The organism is Sphingomonas sp. GW821-FHT09B04 (assembly GCF_059418285.1).
In genome coordinates, this window is sequence record NZ_JBWKPO010000002.1 from 18,582 (window position 1) to 34,108 (window position 15,527).

Sequence of the window (15,527 nt, forward strand, 5' to 3'; positions counted from 1 at the left end):
GCGCTAAGGCGCAGGGGTGGAACGGCATTATGGCATGGATTGGTTGCGGGTCGGCGCGTTTGCGCTGCTGATCCTCTATCATATCGGCATGGTCTTCGTTCCCTGGGGCTATCATGTGAAGACCGCGACCCCCGCCGAATGGGTGACGGTGCCGATGCTGTTCACCAGCCCCTGGCGGCTGACCCTGCTGTTCCTCGTCTCGGGCTATGCCAGCCGGGCGCTGTGGATGAAGTCGCGCAAGCCGGGCCGGTTCGTCGCCAACCGCAGCTGGCGGCTGATCGTGCCGCTGCTGTTCGGCGTCGCGGTGATCGTGCCGCCGCAAACCTGGGTCGAGCTGACCACTCAGCATGGCTATTGGTTCAACTACTGGACCTTCTGGGCGCACCATTACTGGTATTTCGGCAAGATCGCCGGGATCGTCGTGCCGACCTGGAACCATCTGTGGTTCGTCGGCTATCTCTGGCTCTATACGCTCGCGCTCGCCCTGATCGTGCTGCTGCCAGGAGGGAACTGGTTCCAGCGCATGTTCGATCGGCTGTTCGCCGGGACACGCGTGTTGTGGCTGCCTACCGCCTATCTGCTGATCACGCAGGTGGTGGTGTTCCAGCGCTGGAGCGACAGCCACGACGTGATCAACGACGGCATCGCGCATCTCGCCTATTTCCCCGCCTTCCTGTTCGGCTTTGCGCTGGCGGGGTCGGATGCGGTGATGGGTTGGATCGCCCGGCTGTGGAAGCCCGCGGCAGTAATCGGCTTTGCCGGCTATGTCGTGTCGGTCGCGATCGACATCGCCTATGTCGCCGATCCGCCATGGGCGGTGGGGCGGGTGATGCTCGCGGCGCGCTATATTCAGTGCTGGATGACGATCGCTGCGCTGATCGGCTTTGCGGAGAAGTATCTGAACCGCGATCACACGCTGCGGCCGATGCTGACCGAAGCGGTGTTTCCCTTCTACCTGATCCATCAGACGATTATCGTCGTCGCGATGTACTGGCTGCTCAAGCTCAATCTGCCGGGGGTCGCCGAGTTCGCGATCCTGGTGCCGGTGACGGCGCTCGGCTGCTGGATCTTCTACCGCATCGGCCGTGAGATTCCGTTGCTGCGGCCGCTGATCGGCCTCAGAATGGAGCGGCGCGACCGTCCCAAACCAAGCCCGGAGGCCTGAATGACCCGCCTGTTCCTTATCGCCGGAGGCCTGCTGATGTCGATTCCCGCCATGGCGCAGACCAAGCCGCAATGGACGCTGGTGATCCATGGCGGGGCGGGGGTGATGGAGCGCACAAGGATGACGCCCGAGCGCGAGGCGGCGGCGCGCAAGGGGCTGGACGCCGCGCTCGAGGCCGGGTCGAAGGTGTTGGCGGGGGGTGGCAGCGCACTCGATGCGGTCGAGGCGGCGGTGAAGGTGCTGGAGGACGATCCCAATTTCAACGCGGGCCGCGGCGCCGTATTCACCTATGACGGCACCAACGAACTCGACGCCTCGATCATGGAGGGTACGACGCGGCGGGCGGGCGCGGTTGCCGGTGTGACGCGGACCCGCAACCCGATCAGCCTTGCGCGCAAGGTGATGGAGGACAGCCCGCACGTCATGCTTTCGGGCAAGGGGGCGGACCAGTTCAGCGCCGAGAAGGGGCTGGTGCAGGTCGATCCATCGTATTTCGCGACCGAGGAGCGTCGCCGCCAGCTTGAAGCGCTGAAGGCGAAGAAGGTCAGCTGGTTCGACGTCGATCGCAAATTCGGTACCGTTGGTGCGGTGGCGATGGACGCCAGGGGTCATGTTGCCGCTGCGACCTCGACCGGCGGGATTACCGGCAAGCGCTGGGGCCGGGTAGGCGATTCGCCGGTGATCGGTGCCGGCACCTATGCCGACGATCGTGCCTGTGCCGTTTCGGCGACGGGGGCGGGCGAGTATTTCATCCGTGAGGGCGTGGCCCACGAGATCTGCGCGCGCGTGCGTTTCAAGGGTGAGAGCCTCAAGGCTGCGGCGGACGTGGTGATGAAGGAGACGGCTGATCTTGGGGGTACCGGCGGGGTGATCCTGACCGGGCCGAACGGCGAGATGGCGTGGAGCTTCAACACCTCGGGCATGTACCGCGGCAAGGTCTCCGCAGGCGGCAAGAAGACCGTCGCGATTTACGGCGACGAAGACTAAGGCGCGGCCATGATTCGCAGCATCCTCGCCGCCGCCGCGCTCGCCGCATCGCTCATCGCCAGCCCGGCAATGGCCTATTGGGAATATGGGCACGAGACGATCGCCTCGATCGCCTACAAGAATGTGAAGCCTGAGACGCGGCGGGCGATCGACCGGATGCTGGCCAAACAGGGCCTGCTCGAAACGCCGACCTGTCCGGCGAAGACGATCGAGCAGGCGAGCGTGTGGGCCGACTGCATCAAGCCGCTCGGCGCGCGGTTCAGCTATGCCTATAACTGGCACTATCAGAACGTGAACATCTGCAAGCCGTTCTCGCTCAAGGGCAATTGTCCCGACGGCAATTGCGTTTCGGCACAGGTCGAGCGCGGCGTGAAGCTGCTGCAGGACCCCAAGGTGCCGGTCCGCGAAAAGGTCATGGCGCTGGCGTTTCTCGTCCATTTCGTCGGCGACCTGCACCAGCCGCTGCATGCCGGAGACAAGGGCGATCTGGGCGGCAACCGGGCGCGGTCGGACTATGGCGTCTATGGGCCGGAGCGGCTGAACCTCCACACCATCTGGGACGGCTGGCTGGCCGAACGAGCGATCTCGACCCCGCCGCCGCTGATCGTCGCCTATCCGGCGGCGGACCGGACATCGATCGGGGCGGGCACGGTCGAGGACTGGAGCCGCGAGAATTGGGAAATCGCCAAGGAAGCCTATGCGGCGGCCTATGGCGGCGATCCGTGCCGGACCGACATGCCGCCGCGCGGCAAGATGGACGACGCGACCGTCGAGCGGCTGGTGCCGGTGATGCGCCAGCAGATTACCCGTGGCGGCTTGCGCCTTGCCCGGCTGCTTGACGAGGCGTTCGGCCCGCCGCCGCCGGCCGAGACCCGGCCCGCGCGCTGATCAATCCTTCTTCTCCGGACCCCAGCGCCAGCGGAAGCCGCCATCGGTCTTGGTCCAGATGAAATAGATATAGGCGGCGCTGACCGGGACGATCGCGGTCAGTTTAAGCGCGCCGGTCGGCATCAGCCAGGCGAGCAACCCGACCACCGCGAGATAGATCAGCGTGCTCAGCCAGCCCTGCCAGGTTACCGGGACCGCGCCATAGCCATAGAGCTTCTGGGCGAACCAATAGCCTTCACGCACCTTGAGCGCGTCGAGATAGGCGCGGGGGCTCATGACAGCACCGCGGCGGTGACGCCAGCGACCAGTAGCAGGACAGACAGCCCGGCGAGGCGGGGGAGGTGCTCCCGGCGGGCGAACAATGCGATCATCATCTCAACTTCCTTGTGTTGACGGCGCGCGCCTAGCTGCGCGCATAATTTTCGAGAAAGCCGCAGCGCTGGCAGCGCCAGGTGCTGATCTCGATCGGCTTCCCCTCACCGGACTTGACCCCGAACCAGCCCTTGCGTGGGGCGCCGCGCGACCAGTTGAGCAACGTCAGCTTGCTGTGGCGTTCGGTGACCACGAAGCCTTCGGACATCGATCCCTGGCATTTGGGGCATGGGTTCGAACGCATCTCAGCTTTCCTCCTTGGGTGGCCGCCCGCGCTTGGCACGCACCGGGTCCGCGAGCTTGACGCCGCGCCGGGCCAGTGCCTCGCGCAGCAGGCATTCCACCTGCGCGTTCACGCTGCGCAGGTCGGTTGCCGCGCTCCGCTCGATCGCCGCGTAGAGCGCGGGATCGAGGCGGAGCGGGAACGCCTTTTTGGGTGGCACACTCATGACACGCTTACTGGTAGAGCGAGCCCGCGTTCACCACCGGCTGGGTGTCGCGTTCCGAACAGAGCACGACCATCAGGTTCGAGACCATCGCCGCGCGGCGCTCGTCGTCGAGTTCGACGACATTCTTTTCGGAGAGCTGCTCGAGCGCCATTTCGACCATGCCGACCGCGCCCTCGACCAGCGTCTTGCGCGCGGCGACCACGGCCTCGGCCTGCTGGCGACGGAGCATCGCCTGGGCGATCTCCTGCGCATAAGCGAGGTGGGTGAGGCGGCACTCGTCGATGTGCACGCCGGCCATCTCGACCCGTTCCTGCAGCTCGATGCGCAACTCGTCGCTGACGTGATCGGCATTGCCGCGCAGCGTGATCTCCTCATGCGTGAAGTCGTCATAGGGATAGCGCGAGCCGATCGCGCGCACGGCGCTCTCGATCTGGATGTGGACGAACTCGCGATAGTCGTCGACGTCGAACAGCGCCTGTGCGGTGTCGGCGACGCGCCACACCACATTCGAGGCGATCTCGATCGGGTTGCCGCGCAGGTCGTTCACCTTGAGCCGTTCCGAGGTGATGTTGTGGATGCGGACCGACACCTTCTTCTTGATCAGCCACGGCCACGCCCAACGCAGGCCGTTGGTGCGATCGGTGCCCTGATACTCACCGAACAGCAGGATCGCTGCGGCCTGATTGGGCTGGAGCAGGTAGAAGCCGCACGCGATGAAGCAGAGGATGATGACGCTGATGGCGATCACCGGCGGCGCCCAGAGTGCGTGGCCGACCTGCGTGGCAGAGGCGGCGATGACGGCGATGGTGCCGAGGACGAGCAGCAGCATGGCATAGCCGCTGGCGGTGGATGCAGGGCGTTCGGCGCTGCTGCGGAGCGCGCGGGGGTTCGAATCGGACATGTTTGCCTCCTATAAATTATGATATCAGTTTTATATCGAATTTGGGGAGGCGCAAGCGGAATCGGCTGCAGGCAAAGTTGCGGGACATTCGCGTCATTTTTCAACTTAGCCCGAGGGCGGGGTGGCGGTTAGCGCACGCAGCGCAGCGAGGAGCGCACGCATGTCGTCGCGGCGAACGAGTGTGCCCGTGAAGTTCCCGCGATAGCGGCGCGGCGTGAGGGTGCCGGTAAAGGCGGCGTCCATCGCGAGGGTCAGCGCGCGTGCCCGGGCGTCGGCGAGGGCGCCGTCCCACGCCGTAGCAAAGCTGTCCGCCCCGATCCGTCCGCGGAGTTTATAGGCCGAAGTGACACTGAGACCCGCAGCACGTGCCGCGACGGCGACCTGGCCGGTGGACGCGAGCGTGGCAATGAATCTGCGCTGCCGTTCGGGCGTCCAGCCGTCGCGGCGGTGGCGGGTGAGCGGCACCGGCGTGAAGGCCGGGATCGCTGCGGTTTCCGCGAAGGGGGGAAGATCGAAGTCGCGCATCGACCAGTTTATGCGCGCAGCGATACCGTGTAGGAAAGAGAAAAGTTCATGATATGTTCTCATGCGCTTCAGGACAATCGGCGCCGGCGATTGCGGAGCCTCGACCGATTTGCGCAACGAATGTCGATTCCCGGTATGCCCGTTCGTCGTCATCATGAAGCCGGAACTTCCTCTGGCTCGAGCAAGGAGATGGACGCGATGAATCCCACCATTACCGCCTTTGACCGCTCGCCGGACGGCGGCAGGGGACTGGCGCGCGATACGCGTGTGCGCTGGGCGTTCGAGGAAGTCGGCCAGCCCTATGACGTTCGCCTCGTCTCCTTTGCGGGGATGAAGGAGCCTGCGCATCTGGCGCTGAACCCCTTTGGCGCGATCCCGACCTATGAGGCGGGCGGGCTGGTGTTGTTCGAGACCGGCGCGATCGTCCTGCATATCGCGCAGACGCACGCGGGGTTGTTGCCCGCGGATGCCGATGCCCGCGCCCGCGCGATCATGTGGATGTTCGCGGCGCTCAATACGGTCGAGCCGCCGATCTTCGATCTGTCGAACGCCCGAATCCACGAAAGCGACAAGCCGTGGGCGCAGGAACGGATGCCGCTGGTCATGGATCGGGTTCGCGCCAGGGCAGCGCAGTTGTCCGACCATCTTGGCGATGCCGAGTGGCTCGACGGCGCGTTCAGCGCAGGAGATCTGATGATGGCTTCGGTGCTGCTGCGCCTGCGCATGTCGGGGATCTTGGACGAGTTTCCCCGGCTCGCCGCCTATGTCGCCCGCGGCGAGGCGCGGCCGGCCTATCAGCGCGCCTTTGCCGCGCAGCTGGCGATCAACGCGCCGGCTGGCTGAGCGCCGGCACCGCGGCAGCAAAAAGGGCGCGGACCATGCGGTCCGCGCCCCCTTGTTCGTCCGCAAAGGGCCGATCAGTTGATGACGACGGTCACCGCGCGGCGGTTCTGCGCCCAGCTCTGCTCGTCGGAGCCGAGCGAGATCGGGCGTTCCTTGCCGTAGCTGATCGTGGTGATGCGCGTTGCCGAGACGCCGCGTGCCGCGAGATAGTTCTTGGCCGCATTGGCGCGGCGGTCGCCCAGCGCGAGGTTGTATTCGCGCGTGCCGCGCTCGTCGGCATGGCCTTCCAGCGTGATCCGCGTGTTCGGATACTGAGTCAGCCACTGCGCCTGGCTGTCGAGGATCGTGCGCGCCTGCGCGTCGATGTCATACTCGTCGAGGCCGAACAGCACGGTGTCGCTCGACACATTCTGCTTGAAGTGCGCGGCAGTGCCCGGCTGGACGCCGGCACCCGTGTCGGGGCCGGGTGTGGTGGGGCCGGTATCGACCTCGCCCGGGCCGGGTGGCAGGGTTTCAGGGCGCTTCTTCGAGCAACCGGCGACGGCAACTGCCATCGTGGCGATGATGAGAGCGGTTTTAAACTTTGCCATTGGTCGTATCTCCCTAGGCATTACAGATTCGGTGAGCGGGTTCGGTTCAGGGACGTAACGGTCCCCAAGCCGGATCGGATCCATCGAGCGGGGTGGGGATGCGCCGGGCGTTGGCGCCTGTCAGGTCCACCGACCAGACATCGGCCTTGCCCGCGCGGCCCTGTGCACCGCGGTAGAACATCAGCACGCGGCCATTGGGCGAGAAGCTGGGACCCTCGTCACCCCAGGCCTCGGTCAGCAGTTTCTCGCTGCTGCCCGACGGGCTCATCACGCCGATGCGGAAGCCGCCGCCCATGCGGGTGAAGGCGATGAGGTCGCCGCGCGGGCTCCACACCGGCGTCGCGTAACGCCCGCCGCCGAACGAAATGCGCTGGGGGTTCGATCCGTCGGCGTTCATCACATAGAGCTGCTGCGTGCCCGAACGGTCGCTCTCGAACACGATCTTGCTGCCGTCGGGCGAGTAGCTGCCGCCGGTGTCGATGCCCGGGCCGCTGGTCAGCCGCTGCGGCGAGCCGCCCGTGGCGGAGACGCGATAGACATCGGCATTGCCCGCGGTCGACATGGTGAACAGGATCCACTTGCCGTCAGGCGAGAAGCGCGGCGCGAACGCCATGCTGACATTGGTGACGAGCAGCCGCTGGGTGCCGTTGGACAGATCGTAGACATAGAGCGCGGGCTTATCGCCCTGATAGCTCATATAGGCGATGCGGCGGTCGTCAGGCGACAGGCGCGGGGTCAGCACGATCGACTGGCCGTTGGTCAGGAAGCGGTGGTTGGCGCCATCCTGATCCATGATCGCGAGCCGCTTGATGCGCTTGTTCTTGGGTCCGGTCTCGCTGACATAGACGACGCGGCTGTCGAAATAGGGGCCTTCGCCCGACAGGCGCGAGTAGATCGAATCCGCGCATTTGTGCGCGGCGCGGCGCCAGTCGGACGGGCCGACCTCGAACCCCGAACGAGTGAGCTGGGTGCCGAGCGCGACATCGTAGAGATAGCAGCCGACGGTGAGGCGGCCGCCCGCGCCAGCCTGGACATAGCCCTGCACCAGCGCCTGCGCGCTGCCGTTGCGCCAATAGCTGAAGTCGGGTGCGCGGACCTCTCCGACCGACGGCGCACGCACGCCGTCGGGACCGACCGGCTTGAACAGCCCGGTGTTGCGCAGGTCCGCAGCGACGACCTCGGCGATCTGGCGGCCGAGCGTCTCGGTATTGCCCGCGGGGGTCTGAACCGCCTGCGCCGCGGGCATGGCGGGGATCATGATCGTGAGATCGGCCGAGGCAGTGTCGGTGACGTCGACACTGAGGCCTTCCTCTTCCTGCGCAGGGGCGGGAATAGGCGGCGGGGTCACCTGCTGCGCGGCGACGGGCGCGGCGATCAGGAGGGCGACGAGCGGGGCTAATGGCTTCATCGGCTGAGGTTCCTGTCGAAATTGGGTTTGAGGATCTTCCACGCCTCATAATATTCGGCGGGAAGGTTGAACGGGGCCGCCAGCCGCGCGGCGTTGAGCGCGCGCTCCTTGTGCAACTCGGCCTGCGCGCGGTTGCTGGCGTTGACGCCGGTCTGGTTGATCACGCGCGGCGGCGCGGCGAGCGAGCCGTCGGGCTTCAGGCGAATCTCGACCGTGGTGCGCAGCAGCTCGACATCGGCGCCGGTGGGCGAGCGCCAGTGCGGGCGGAGCTGGCGGATGACCTCGGCGGCAAGGCTCGACTTGACCGCCGGCCCGATCTGGCTGGCCTGCGGTGTGGTCGCCTTGCCCTTGCTCGGCTGATCGGTGAGGCCGTTGACGATGCCGGTGAGGCGGCCGGTCGGGCGCACCTCGCGCCGGGTCGGCTGTGCGGGGGCCTTGGGCGCAGGGGCGCTGGCCTTTTTCGGTTCGGCCTTCTTGGGCGGCTCGGGCTTCTTCGGCGCCGGGCGCGGCTCGGGCTTGGGCGGGGCGGGGTTGGGTCGCACCACCGGTTCGGGCTCGGGCTGCGCCACCGGCGGCGGGGTGACCGGCTCGGGCGGTGCGGGGACTTCGGCAAGCCGCTCGGCCGGTGCCTCGCGGTTGATCACCGGGGCCTCGCTCTTGATGCCGGCTTCGTCGGTCAGCGAGATTTCGATCGGGGTCGCCTCGATCTTCTCGGGCTCATGCTTGGGGATCAGACCGAATGCGAGAATGCCGAGCAGGACCGCATGGCCCAGCACCGCCAGGCCAAGTCCCGTTCCCTCGCGCCGGTCGATCGCCACTGCCATCAGCCGCCGTCCACCGGCGCCGTCACCAGCGACACCTTGTTAAGGCCGGCACGGTTGAGCTCACCCATCACGCGCATGACCTTGCCGTATTCGAGGCGCAGGTCGGCGCGCAGATAGACTTGTGGCTTGTCGTCGGGATTCTGGCCGGCGATGCCTTCGAGCAGGGCGGGCAGGCCTTCCTCGGTGACCTCGTCATTGTCTAGATAGAGTTTTCCCTGCGGGTCGATCGTGATCTGGACCGGCTTCTGGTCCTGCTCGAGTGGCTTGGCGCGGCTTTCGGGCAGGTTCACCTGAACCCCGGCGGTGAGCAGCGGCGCCGTCACCATGAAGATGATCAGCAGCACCAGCATCACGTCGACCAGCGGCGTGACGTTGATGTCCGCGATCGGCGCGCGCCGGCCCTTGCCGCGGGCGGAGGGGAGCTTCGCGCCCATCAGAGCTTGCCGGGTGTCGGGCCGCTGTCGAGCTGGCGGCTGAGCGTCGCGTGGAAGCCGTCGGCGAAGCGGTTGAGGTGCGCTTCGACCCGGTTGATGCCGTGGCTGAAGCGGTTGTACGCGATCACCGCGGGGATTGCGGCGAACAGGCCGATCGCGGTGGCGAGCAGCGCCTCGGCGATGCCCGGTGCGACCACGGCGAGCGAGGTGCTCTGTTCGCCCGCGATCGCGGTGAAGCTGCGCATGATGCCGAGCACGGTGCCGAACAGGCCGACGAACGGCGCAACCGAGCCGATCGTGGCGAGAATGTTGAGGCGATCCGAGAGCTTGTCGATCTCATGCGCGACCGCGGCGCCCATCGTCGTCGCGAGCCGCTCACGCGTGCCTTCCTTGTCGAGCGCGCGACCGCCGGTCGAGCGGCGCCATTCGGTAACGCCCGCGGCAAAGACGCGTGCGACCGGGTGGGTGGCATCGCCATGCATGCGGTAGAACACGTCGATATCGTCGCTCTTGCGATAATCCTGCTCGAACGCTTCGGTCGACTTGCGTGCGGCGGCGATGCGTCCACGCAGGCTGAAGATGATCGCCCAGGTCCAGATGCTGGCGAGCAGCAGGCCGATCATCACCGCCTGCACATCCCATTTCGCCTGCAGGAACAGGCCGATCACCGACGTGTGTGCGTTGGTATTAATGAACCAGTCCATGTGTCGCTCAATTCCCCATCATGACAAGCGGCACGAATGCATCGGCCCACCCTGCCGGAAGCCGCCGCAAACGCCCCGATGGCGCCACGAACGCGGCTTCGACCTCTGCTTCAACCAGCAATTCCCCGTGCCGCATGACTCGTTGCTGAATGTCGACGGACGCGGCGCGTACGCGCACCACCCGGCTGACGACGATCAACGCGTCATCGAGCCGTGCGGGTGCAGCAAAGCGCAGCTTCATGCGCGTGATCGCGAATGCGCCTTCGCCGGCCTCGAACACCGCGCGCTGATTGATGCCGGTCAGCCCGAGCATGTCCGATCGCGCGCGCTCCATGAAGCGCAGATAATTGGCGTGATAGACCACCCCCGACAGGTCCGTGTCCTCGAAATAGACACGGACCGGGAAACGATGCTCCAGACCGTCGAAGCGGCCGGCGATCACGGGGTCGTCGGCGGGCATTAAGTATCTTCCCTAGCGGCGAGGAGTCGCGAGGGGAACCCGTTGGCAGGTCGTTACGGCTTCGACATGTCGATAACCTGCTTCCACTCGTCGGGTGTGACCTTGCCGACCGAGAGGCGCGAGAATTTGACGAGCTCCATCTCGGTGAGCTTCGGTTCGGCCTTCACCTGCTTGAGTGTTACCGGATTGGTCAGCGGTTCGACCGGTTTCATTTCGACCGAGACCCAATGCTTGCCCTCGCCATCGGGCTTGGCCTCGCGGCTCACTTCCATGATGCCGACGATCTGAAGCCCGATATTGCTGTGATAGAAGAAGGCCCGGTCACCGAGCTTCATCGCGCGCATGTTGCCGGCAGCAGTGTAGTTGCGCACCCCGTCCCATTCGGTCTTGCCGTCACGGACCAGGTCATCCCAGCTGAAAACGTCGGGTTCGGACTTCATCAGCCAGAGGTTCATGGGAGGTTCCTTGTTTTATGGCGGCTCGCGCCGGCCGGCACTGGCCGTTGCCGCCTTCAAAACGCAAACCTCCATAAACCGCAAGTGAACACGCGATTTTGGGACAGTTCAGATCGAATCGGGCAGATATGCATCCAAGGCGCCCGCATATGCGTTTCCGGCGTCGACAGGTGCAGCTTTGCACGAGGAGGAAGTCATGCAGACCATCACCAAAGCGGTGCTCGGACTGACGCTTGGCGCCACCGCGCTCACCGCGGCTGCGCCGGCGGAAGCGCAGCGCTATCGTCATCGCGACCGCGATAACACCGGCACGGCAGTCGTTGCTGGTATCGCCGGTATCGCGATCGGTGCCGCGATCGCATCATCGGGCCGGGATCGCTATCGCGATCGTTATCGCGACCGGTATGACGATCGCTATTACGACGGGTATGACCGTCAATATTACAACTACGACAAAAGCTATTACGATTACGACCGGCCCTATTATCAGAGCCGCGGCTATTATCCGCGCGATGGCTATTACTACCGCCATTACGAGCAGCGCGGCTGGCGCGGCTGTTCGGTCCGCCGGGTGTACGACCCGTATCTGGGGCGCCGGGTGAACGTGCGCTACTGCCGCTGACCCAAGCACAGCGACAGCAAGGGCGGCGCGGGTTTATTCCCGCGCCGCTTTTGGTTAGAGGGGCGCGTATGAGCGATACCCCTCCCGACCGGCTCTCGGTCAATCCGAAGAGCCCCTATTTCGACCAGACGCTGCTTCAGCGTGGCATCGGCATCCGCTTCAAGGATAACGAGCGCCGCGACGTCGAGGAATATTGCGTCTCCGAAGGCTGGATTCGCGTCCAGCTCGGCAAGAAGACCGACCGCAAGGGCGATCCGCTGACGATCAAGCTCAGCGGCCCGGTCGAGGCGTGGTTCGAGACCTCGTCCGAGGATGGGGCTTCGGAAGAAGCTTAAGTCTGCCCCGTCATCCCGGCCTTGTGCCGGGATCCACCGGGAGGCGGGCACGGGTCAAAAGGCTCACCGACACCGCTTGGGAGCCGTGGACTCCGGCACGAGGCCGGGGTGACGGCTTGAGTGCGACTATCCGCCGAACGCTTCCCGCGCCGCGTCCTCCAGTCCCTTCATCGCCGCACGCCATGGGAAGGGTCCGTGGCTGATTCGTGCGATGCCTGTCGCGGCGACCGCGGCGGTATCGGGCGCGCCCGGGAAGGCCATGAAGTTCACCGGCAGCGGTGATTCCCAGCAGACCCGCGCCAGCAGTTCCAGATTGGCGAGGCCGGGGACGAAGAAGCCGCTCGCGCCGGCCTTGGCATAGGCGTGGGCGCGGGCGATGGCGGCGTCGACCTTCGCTTCATCATGCGTATCGGCTTTGGCCTGCAGGAAAATGTCGGTGCGCGCATTGATGAAAAAGGCGGGGCCGGTCGCGGCGCGAATCGCCGCGATTCGCTCGGCCTGAACCGCACAGGGGTGGATGCCCTCGCCGCCGATTACCTGATCCTCGAAATTGCAGCCGACCGCGCCGGTTGCGGCGAGGCGCGCGACATTGGCCGCTACCGCCTCAGGTTCCACCGCATAGCCGCCCTCGAAATCGATCGACACCGGCAGGTCGGTCGCAGCGACGATCCGCGCGGCATTGTCGAGAACGAGGTCGAGCGGCACCACCTCGCCATCGCCGAAGCCATGGGCCCGGGCGACCGAGGCGCTGCCGGTGGCGAGCGCCTGCGCGCCCGCCACGGTCACGGCGCTGGCCGATCCTGCGTCCCAGACATTGAACAATATCAGCGGCGCGCGCGGCGCATGCAGCGCGGCGAAGCGATCGAATTTGGCGGTCATCGATTCCTCCTGTTTCCGGCAGTTCTACTGCCGGAACGAAGAGGGAACAATCCCGTTTCTTGCTGATAAACGACCGTTCGGCGAAGCCGCGTCAGTGGACGAAGCGCGCCACGACGTCGCGATAGGAGCGGCTGACCTTCACCTGCGATCCCGAATCGAGGACAAGGAAGCATTCGCCGTTGGTGTGCGGCTTGACCTGCTTGACCTGATCGAGATTGACGATGGTCGAGCGGTGGACGCGCTGGAAACGGCGCGGGTCGAGGCGCTTTTCGAGATCCTTCATCGTCTCGCGCAGCACGAGCGTGTTGTCCGCGGTCTTGATGCACATGTAATCGCCCGCGGCCTCAACCACCTCGATGGTGTCGACATCGACGCGGAAGATCTGGCCGCGATCCTTGATGTTGATCAGCTTCTCGTAACGGTTCGACGCGACTTCGGGATTGTCGCCGGCGAATTCCTCGGCGGCGTCGGGCGCAACCTCGGCGAGCACTTCCTTGAGCTTCTCGACTTCCTCGACGCCGCGCTTCTCGGTCAGGCGCTGGCGCACCCGCTCAAGCGTGTCGGCGAGGCGGGCCTCGTCGACCGGCTTCATCAGATAGTCCATCGCATTCGCTTCGAATGCGCGGATCGCGTGGTCCGAATAGGCGGTGACGAACACGAACAGCGGCGGCTCGACCTCCATCAGTCCCTGCACGACCGAAAAGCCGTCAAAGCCGGGCATCTGGATGTCGAGAAAGACCAGATCGGGTTTGTGCGTCTTGATCGCGCGGATCGCCTCGCGTCCGTTCTGGCACTTGTCGATGATCTCGACATCTTCGTGCGTCTGGAGCCGCAGCTCGAGGCCCTGGATGGCCAGCGGTTCGTCATCGACCAGGATGGTGCGGATCGTCATGGTTTCACTTTACTCTCATCCGGCGCCGCATCGATGCCCCGAAGCGGCGCTAACAATCCCCTGCCTTTGTGCCCTAACGAGTTCGTTACGGCGCGGTTCCGGTCAGGCTGCTTGTCTGGCTTGCTCCTCGACCTGGAACGGAATTTCGATCTCGACGCGGAAACCCCCGCCGGGGGTCGATCGCGCCTCGAACCGATGATCCGGCCCGAAAGCTTGTGCCAGACGTTCCCTTATATTGGTAAGCCCGACCCCGGTTGAAAGGCTTGGCCGGTTCTTGCCCTCGATCAATCCCGGCCCGGTGTCCGATACGGTGATCTGCACCCGTTCGCCGGTGAGCCGAGCCGCGACGGCGATTTCGGCGCCTTCCTCCTGCGGGGTGACGGCGTATTTGATCGCATTCTCGACCAAAGGCTGGAGCAGCAGCGAAGGGAGGCGGGCCTTCACCACGCGCGGATCGATGTCGAATACGGGCTTGAGCCGTTCTTCGAAGCGCATCTTCTCGATCTCGAGATAGAGTTTCAGCGTCTCCACCTCTTGCGCCACCGTGACGTGCGCGGTGGGTTCGTTGGCGAGCGTGTAGCGCAGGAAGTTGGACAGGCGCGCGAGCATCGCATTGGCGCGGTCGGTCTGCTTGAGCAGCACCAGCGTCGAGATTGAATTGAGCGTGTTGAACAGGAAATGCGGGTTGAGCTGGTAGCGCAGCATCGCGAGCTGTGCCGACGACGCTTGATTCTCGAGCATCTCCATCCGGTCGATCTGATCCTCGACGATCAGGTAGAAGTTGATGCCGAAATAGAGCGCGGACCAGCCGGCCAGCACGGTGAAATTGAGAAACAGGCTGCCCAATACCAGTGAGATCTCGATCCCCGGATCACCGCGCATGACCGAGACGGTGAAACCGGTGAGGATGGCATAAACGAGCGTTGCTCCGGCGAGCGTCGCGATTGTCGCAAGGATGCCGGTGATGCGGGGGAGGCGGCGGAAATAACCGTATAGCGCAGAGAGTAGCAAGGTGAGGCAATAGCCGACGATCGATTCGATCGTGACGCGGATCAGGTCCTCGAAACTGAAAGTGCGGTTCGAAAAGTTCGAAACCGCGCGCAGCAGCAGATAGCCGCCCCAGCCCGCGCCCTGCAGCATCCAGAAGGCGCGGCTCTTCTGCTCGAAGAAGGGGCGGGAGATGACGGCGGGATTCTGCATGTGTTGTCGATTTCTCTAATCGGTAATCCTCGTCGCGCAAAGCGGGACACCTTGCGCTATCCCGGCGTTACGCAATCGAATCGAACGTGTTGCAACGAGGAGATGTTCCCATGACCACCCGTACCGCCACCGCCCGCTACTCCGGCTTCGGCAAGGAAGGGAAGGGTGCGATCACCACCCAGTCGGGCGTGCTGACCGACCAGTTCTATGGTTTCAACACGCGATTCGAGGACGAGCCGGGCACCAACCCCGAGGAACTGATCGCCGCGGCGCACGCCGGCTGCTTCACCATGGCGCTGAGCTTCGGCCTCGCCCGTGCGGGCTATTCGGAAGGCACGCTGGAGACCAAAGCGGCGATCAAGCTGGAGCAGAAGGACGGCGGCTTCGCGATCACGCGGTCGGACCTGACGCTGACCGCATCGATCCCCGGGATCGATCCGGCCGAGTTCGAGAAGCTGGCCAAGGACGCCGAGGCCAATTGCCCGGTGTCGAAGGTGCTCAACGCCGAGATCACGCTGACGCACACTTTGGTGTGAGGAGTGGGGCGGAAGCCCCGATCCCCTAGCCGTCACCCCGGCCTTGTGCCGGGGTCCA

22 protein-coding genes are annotated in these 15,527 nt (G+C 65.1%); 7 read left to right on the forward strand and 15 right to left on the reverse strand.

Going from position 1 to position 15,527, the window contains the following annotated elements; translation table 11 throughout:
* Positions 1-16: 16 nt before the first annotated feature.
* Genes AC07NK_RS05910 through AC07NK_RS05920 form a run of 3 tightly spaced genes read left to right on the forward strand, consistent with a single transcriptional unit; the run spans position 17 to position 3,040 of the window.
* Complete coding sequence (locus AC07NK_RS05910) at positions 17-1,165, forward strand: acyltransferase family protein (RefSeq protein WP_495169659.1); 1,149 nt, start codon at positions 17-19, stop codon at positions 1,163-1,165.
* Positions 1,166-2,152: an isoaspartyl peptidase/L-asparaginase family protein gene (locus AC07NK_RS05915; protein WP_495169660.1), complete on the forward strand. Its 987-nt coding sequence runs from the start codon at positions 1,166-1,168 to the stop codon at positions 2,150-2,152. It abuts the gene before it with no gap.
* Positions 2,153-2,161: 9 nt separating this feature from the next.
* Entirely contained in the window at positions 2,162-3,040 is an 879-nt protein-coding gene (locus tag AC07NK_RS05920) for a S1/P1 nuclease (RefSeq protein WP_495169661.1), read from the forward strand.
* On the opposite strand, the gene AC07NK_RS05925 is transcribed toward AC07NK_RS05920, so the two are convergent.
* From AC07NK_RS05925 to AC07NK_RS05945, 5 genes are all read right to left on the reverse strand, one after another.
* Positions 3,041-3,316, reverse strand: coding sequence for a hypothetical protein (locus AC07NK_RS05925; RefSeq protein WP_495169662.1), 276 nt, complete (start codon positions 3,314-3,316; stop codon positions 3,041-3,043).
* Positions 3,317-3,443: 127 nt separating this feature from the next.
* The gene (locus AC07NK_RS05930) at positions 3,444-3,656 is read right to left on the reverse strand and encodes a hypothetical protein (RefSeq protein WP_495169663.1); all 213 of its coding nucleotides are present in this window, start codon (positions 3,654-3,656) and stop codon (positions 3,444-3,446) included.
* Between the two features lies 1 nt (position 3,657).
* A complete protein-coding gene (locus AC07NK_RS05935; protein WP_495169664.1) occupies positions 3,658-3,861 on the reverse strand; it encodes a type II toxin-antitoxin system antitoxin in 204 nt (67 codons plus the stop codon).
* Positions 3,862-3,868: 7 nt separating this feature from the next.
* Entirely contained in the window at positions 3,869-4,762 is an 894-nt protein-coding gene (locus tag AC07NK_RS05940; RefSeq protein ID WP_495169665.1) for an SPFH domain-containing protein, read from the reverse strand.
* 105 nt (positions 4,763-4,867) lie between these two features.
* The gene (locus AC07NK_RS05945; protein WP_495169666.1) at positions 4,868-5,287 is read right to left on the reverse strand and encodes a hypothetical protein; all 420 of its coding nucleotides are present in this window, start codon (positions 5,285-5,287) and stop codon (positions 4,868-4,870) included.
* Between the two features lie 198 nt (positions 5,288-5,485).
* Between AC07NK_RS05945 and AC07NK_RS05950 the strand changes: the two genes are divergently transcribed.
* Complete coding sequence (locus AC07NK_RS05950; protein WP_495169667.1) at positions 5,486-6,130, forward strand: glutathione S-transferase family protein; 645 nt, start codon at positions 5,486-5,488, stop codon at positions 6,128-6,130.
* A gap of 74 nt (positions 6,131-6,204) precedes the next feature.
* Here AC07NK_RS05950 and pal read toward each other — a convergent pair whose 3' ends face one another.
* From pal to AC07NK_RS05985, 7 genes are read right to left on the reverse strand one after another with little or no spacing between them, the layout of a single operon-like run.
* The gene (gene pal, locus AC07NK_RS05955; RefSeq protein ID WP_495169668.1) at positions 6,205-6,720 is read right to left on the reverse strand and encodes a peptidoglycan-associated lipoprotein Pal; all 516 of its coding nucleotides are present in this window, start codon (positions 6,718-6,720) and stop codon (positions 6,205-6,207) included.
* 46 nt (positions 6,721-6,766) lie between these two features.
* A complete protein-coding gene (gene tolB, locus AC07NK_RS05960) occupies positions 6,767-8,128 on the reverse strand; it encodes a Tol-Pal system beta propeller repeat protein TolB (protein ID WP_495169669.1) in 1,362 nt (453 codons plus the stop codon).
* Positions 8,125-8,952: a cell envelope integrity protein TolA gene (gene tolA / locus AC07NK_RS05965; protein WP_495169670.1), complete on the reverse strand. Its 828-nt coding sequence runs from the start codon at positions 8,950-8,952 to the stop codon at positions 8,125-8,127. The genes tolB and tolA overlap by 4 nt, the downstream gene beginning before the upstream one ends.
* Complete coding sequence (gene tolR, locus AC07NK_RS05970) at positions 8,952-9,386, reverse strand: protein TolR (RefSeq protein ID WP_495169671.1); 435 nt, start codon at positions 9,384-9,386, stop codon at positions 8,952-8,954. Before tolR ends, tolA begins: the two co-directional genes overlap by 1 nt.
* The gene (tolQ, locus tag AC07NK_RS05975) at positions 9,386-10,090 is read right to left on the reverse strand and encodes a protein TolQ (RefSeq protein WP_495169672.1); all 705 of its coding nucleotides are present in this window, start codon (positions 10,088-10,090) and stop codon (positions 9,386-9,388) included. Before tolQ ends, tolR begins: the two co-directional genes overlap by 1 nt.
* A gap of 7 nt (positions 10,091-10,097) precedes the next feature.
* Positions 10,098-10,550 (reverse strand): tol-pal system-associated acyl-CoA thioesterase, encoded by a 453-nt coding sequence (ybgC, locus tag AC07NK_RS05980; protein WP_495169673.1) that lies wholly within the window; start codon positions 10,548-10,550, stop codon positions 10,098-10,100.
* Between the two features lie 53 nt (positions 10,551-10,603).
* Entirely contained in the window at positions 10,604-11,005 is a 402-nt protein-coding gene (locus tag AC07NK_RS05985) for an EVE domain-containing protein (RefSeq protein WP_495169674.1), read from the reverse strand.
* 196 nt (positions 11,006-11,201) lie between these two features.
* Between AC07NK_RS05985 and AC07NK_RS05990 the strand changes: the two genes are divergently transcribed.
* On the forward strand, positions 11,202-11,627 hold the full coding sequence (locus AC07NK_RS05990) for a hypothetical protein (protein ID WP_495169675.1): 426 nt from the start codon (positions 11,202-11,204) through the stop codon (positions 11,625-11,627).
* Between the two features lie 68 nt (positions 11,628-11,695).
* On the forward strand, positions 11,696-11,962 hold the full coding sequence (locus tag AC07NK_RS05995) for a DUF3297 family protein (protein WP_495169676.1): 267 nt from the start codon (positions 11,696-11,698) through the stop codon (positions 11,960-11,962).
* A 126-nt stretch (positions 11,963-12,088) separates the two neighbouring features.
* On the opposite strand, the gene AC07NK_RS06000 is transcribed toward AC07NK_RS05995, so the two are convergent.
* From AC07NK_RS06000 to AC07NK_RS06010, 3 genes are all read right to left on the reverse strand, one after another.
* Positions 12,089-12,841, reverse strand: coding sequence for an isocitrate lyase/PEP mutase family protein (locus AC07NK_RS06000; RefSeq protein WP_495169677.1), 753 nt, complete (start codon positions 12,839-12,841; stop codon positions 12,089-12,091).
* 91 nt (positions 12,842-12,932) lie between these two features.
* Positions 12,933-13,733: a LytR/AlgR family response regulator transcription factor gene (locus AC07NK_RS06005; RefSeq protein ID WP_495169678.1), complete on the reverse strand. Its 801-nt coding sequence runs from the start codon at positions 13,731-13,733 to the stop codon at positions 12,933-12,935.
* Between the two features lie 102 nt (positions 13,734-13,835).
* Entirely contained in the window at positions 13,836-14,933 is a 1,098-nt protein-coding gene (locus tag AC07NK_RS06010; protein ID WP_495169679.1) for a sensor histidine kinase, read from the reverse strand.
* Positions 14,934-15,043: 110 nt separating this feature from the next.
* On the opposite strand from AC07NK_RS06010, the gene AC07NK_RS06015 reads away from it, so the two are divergent.
* Positions 15,044-15,469 carry an OsmC family protein gene (locus AC07NK_RS06015; protein ID WP_447728419.1) on the forward strand — a complete coding sequence of 142 codons (426 nt, stop codon included), beginning with the start codon at positions 15,044-15,046 and terminating at the stop codon, positions 15,467-15,469.
* Positions 15,470-15,527 lie beyond the last annotated feature (58 nt).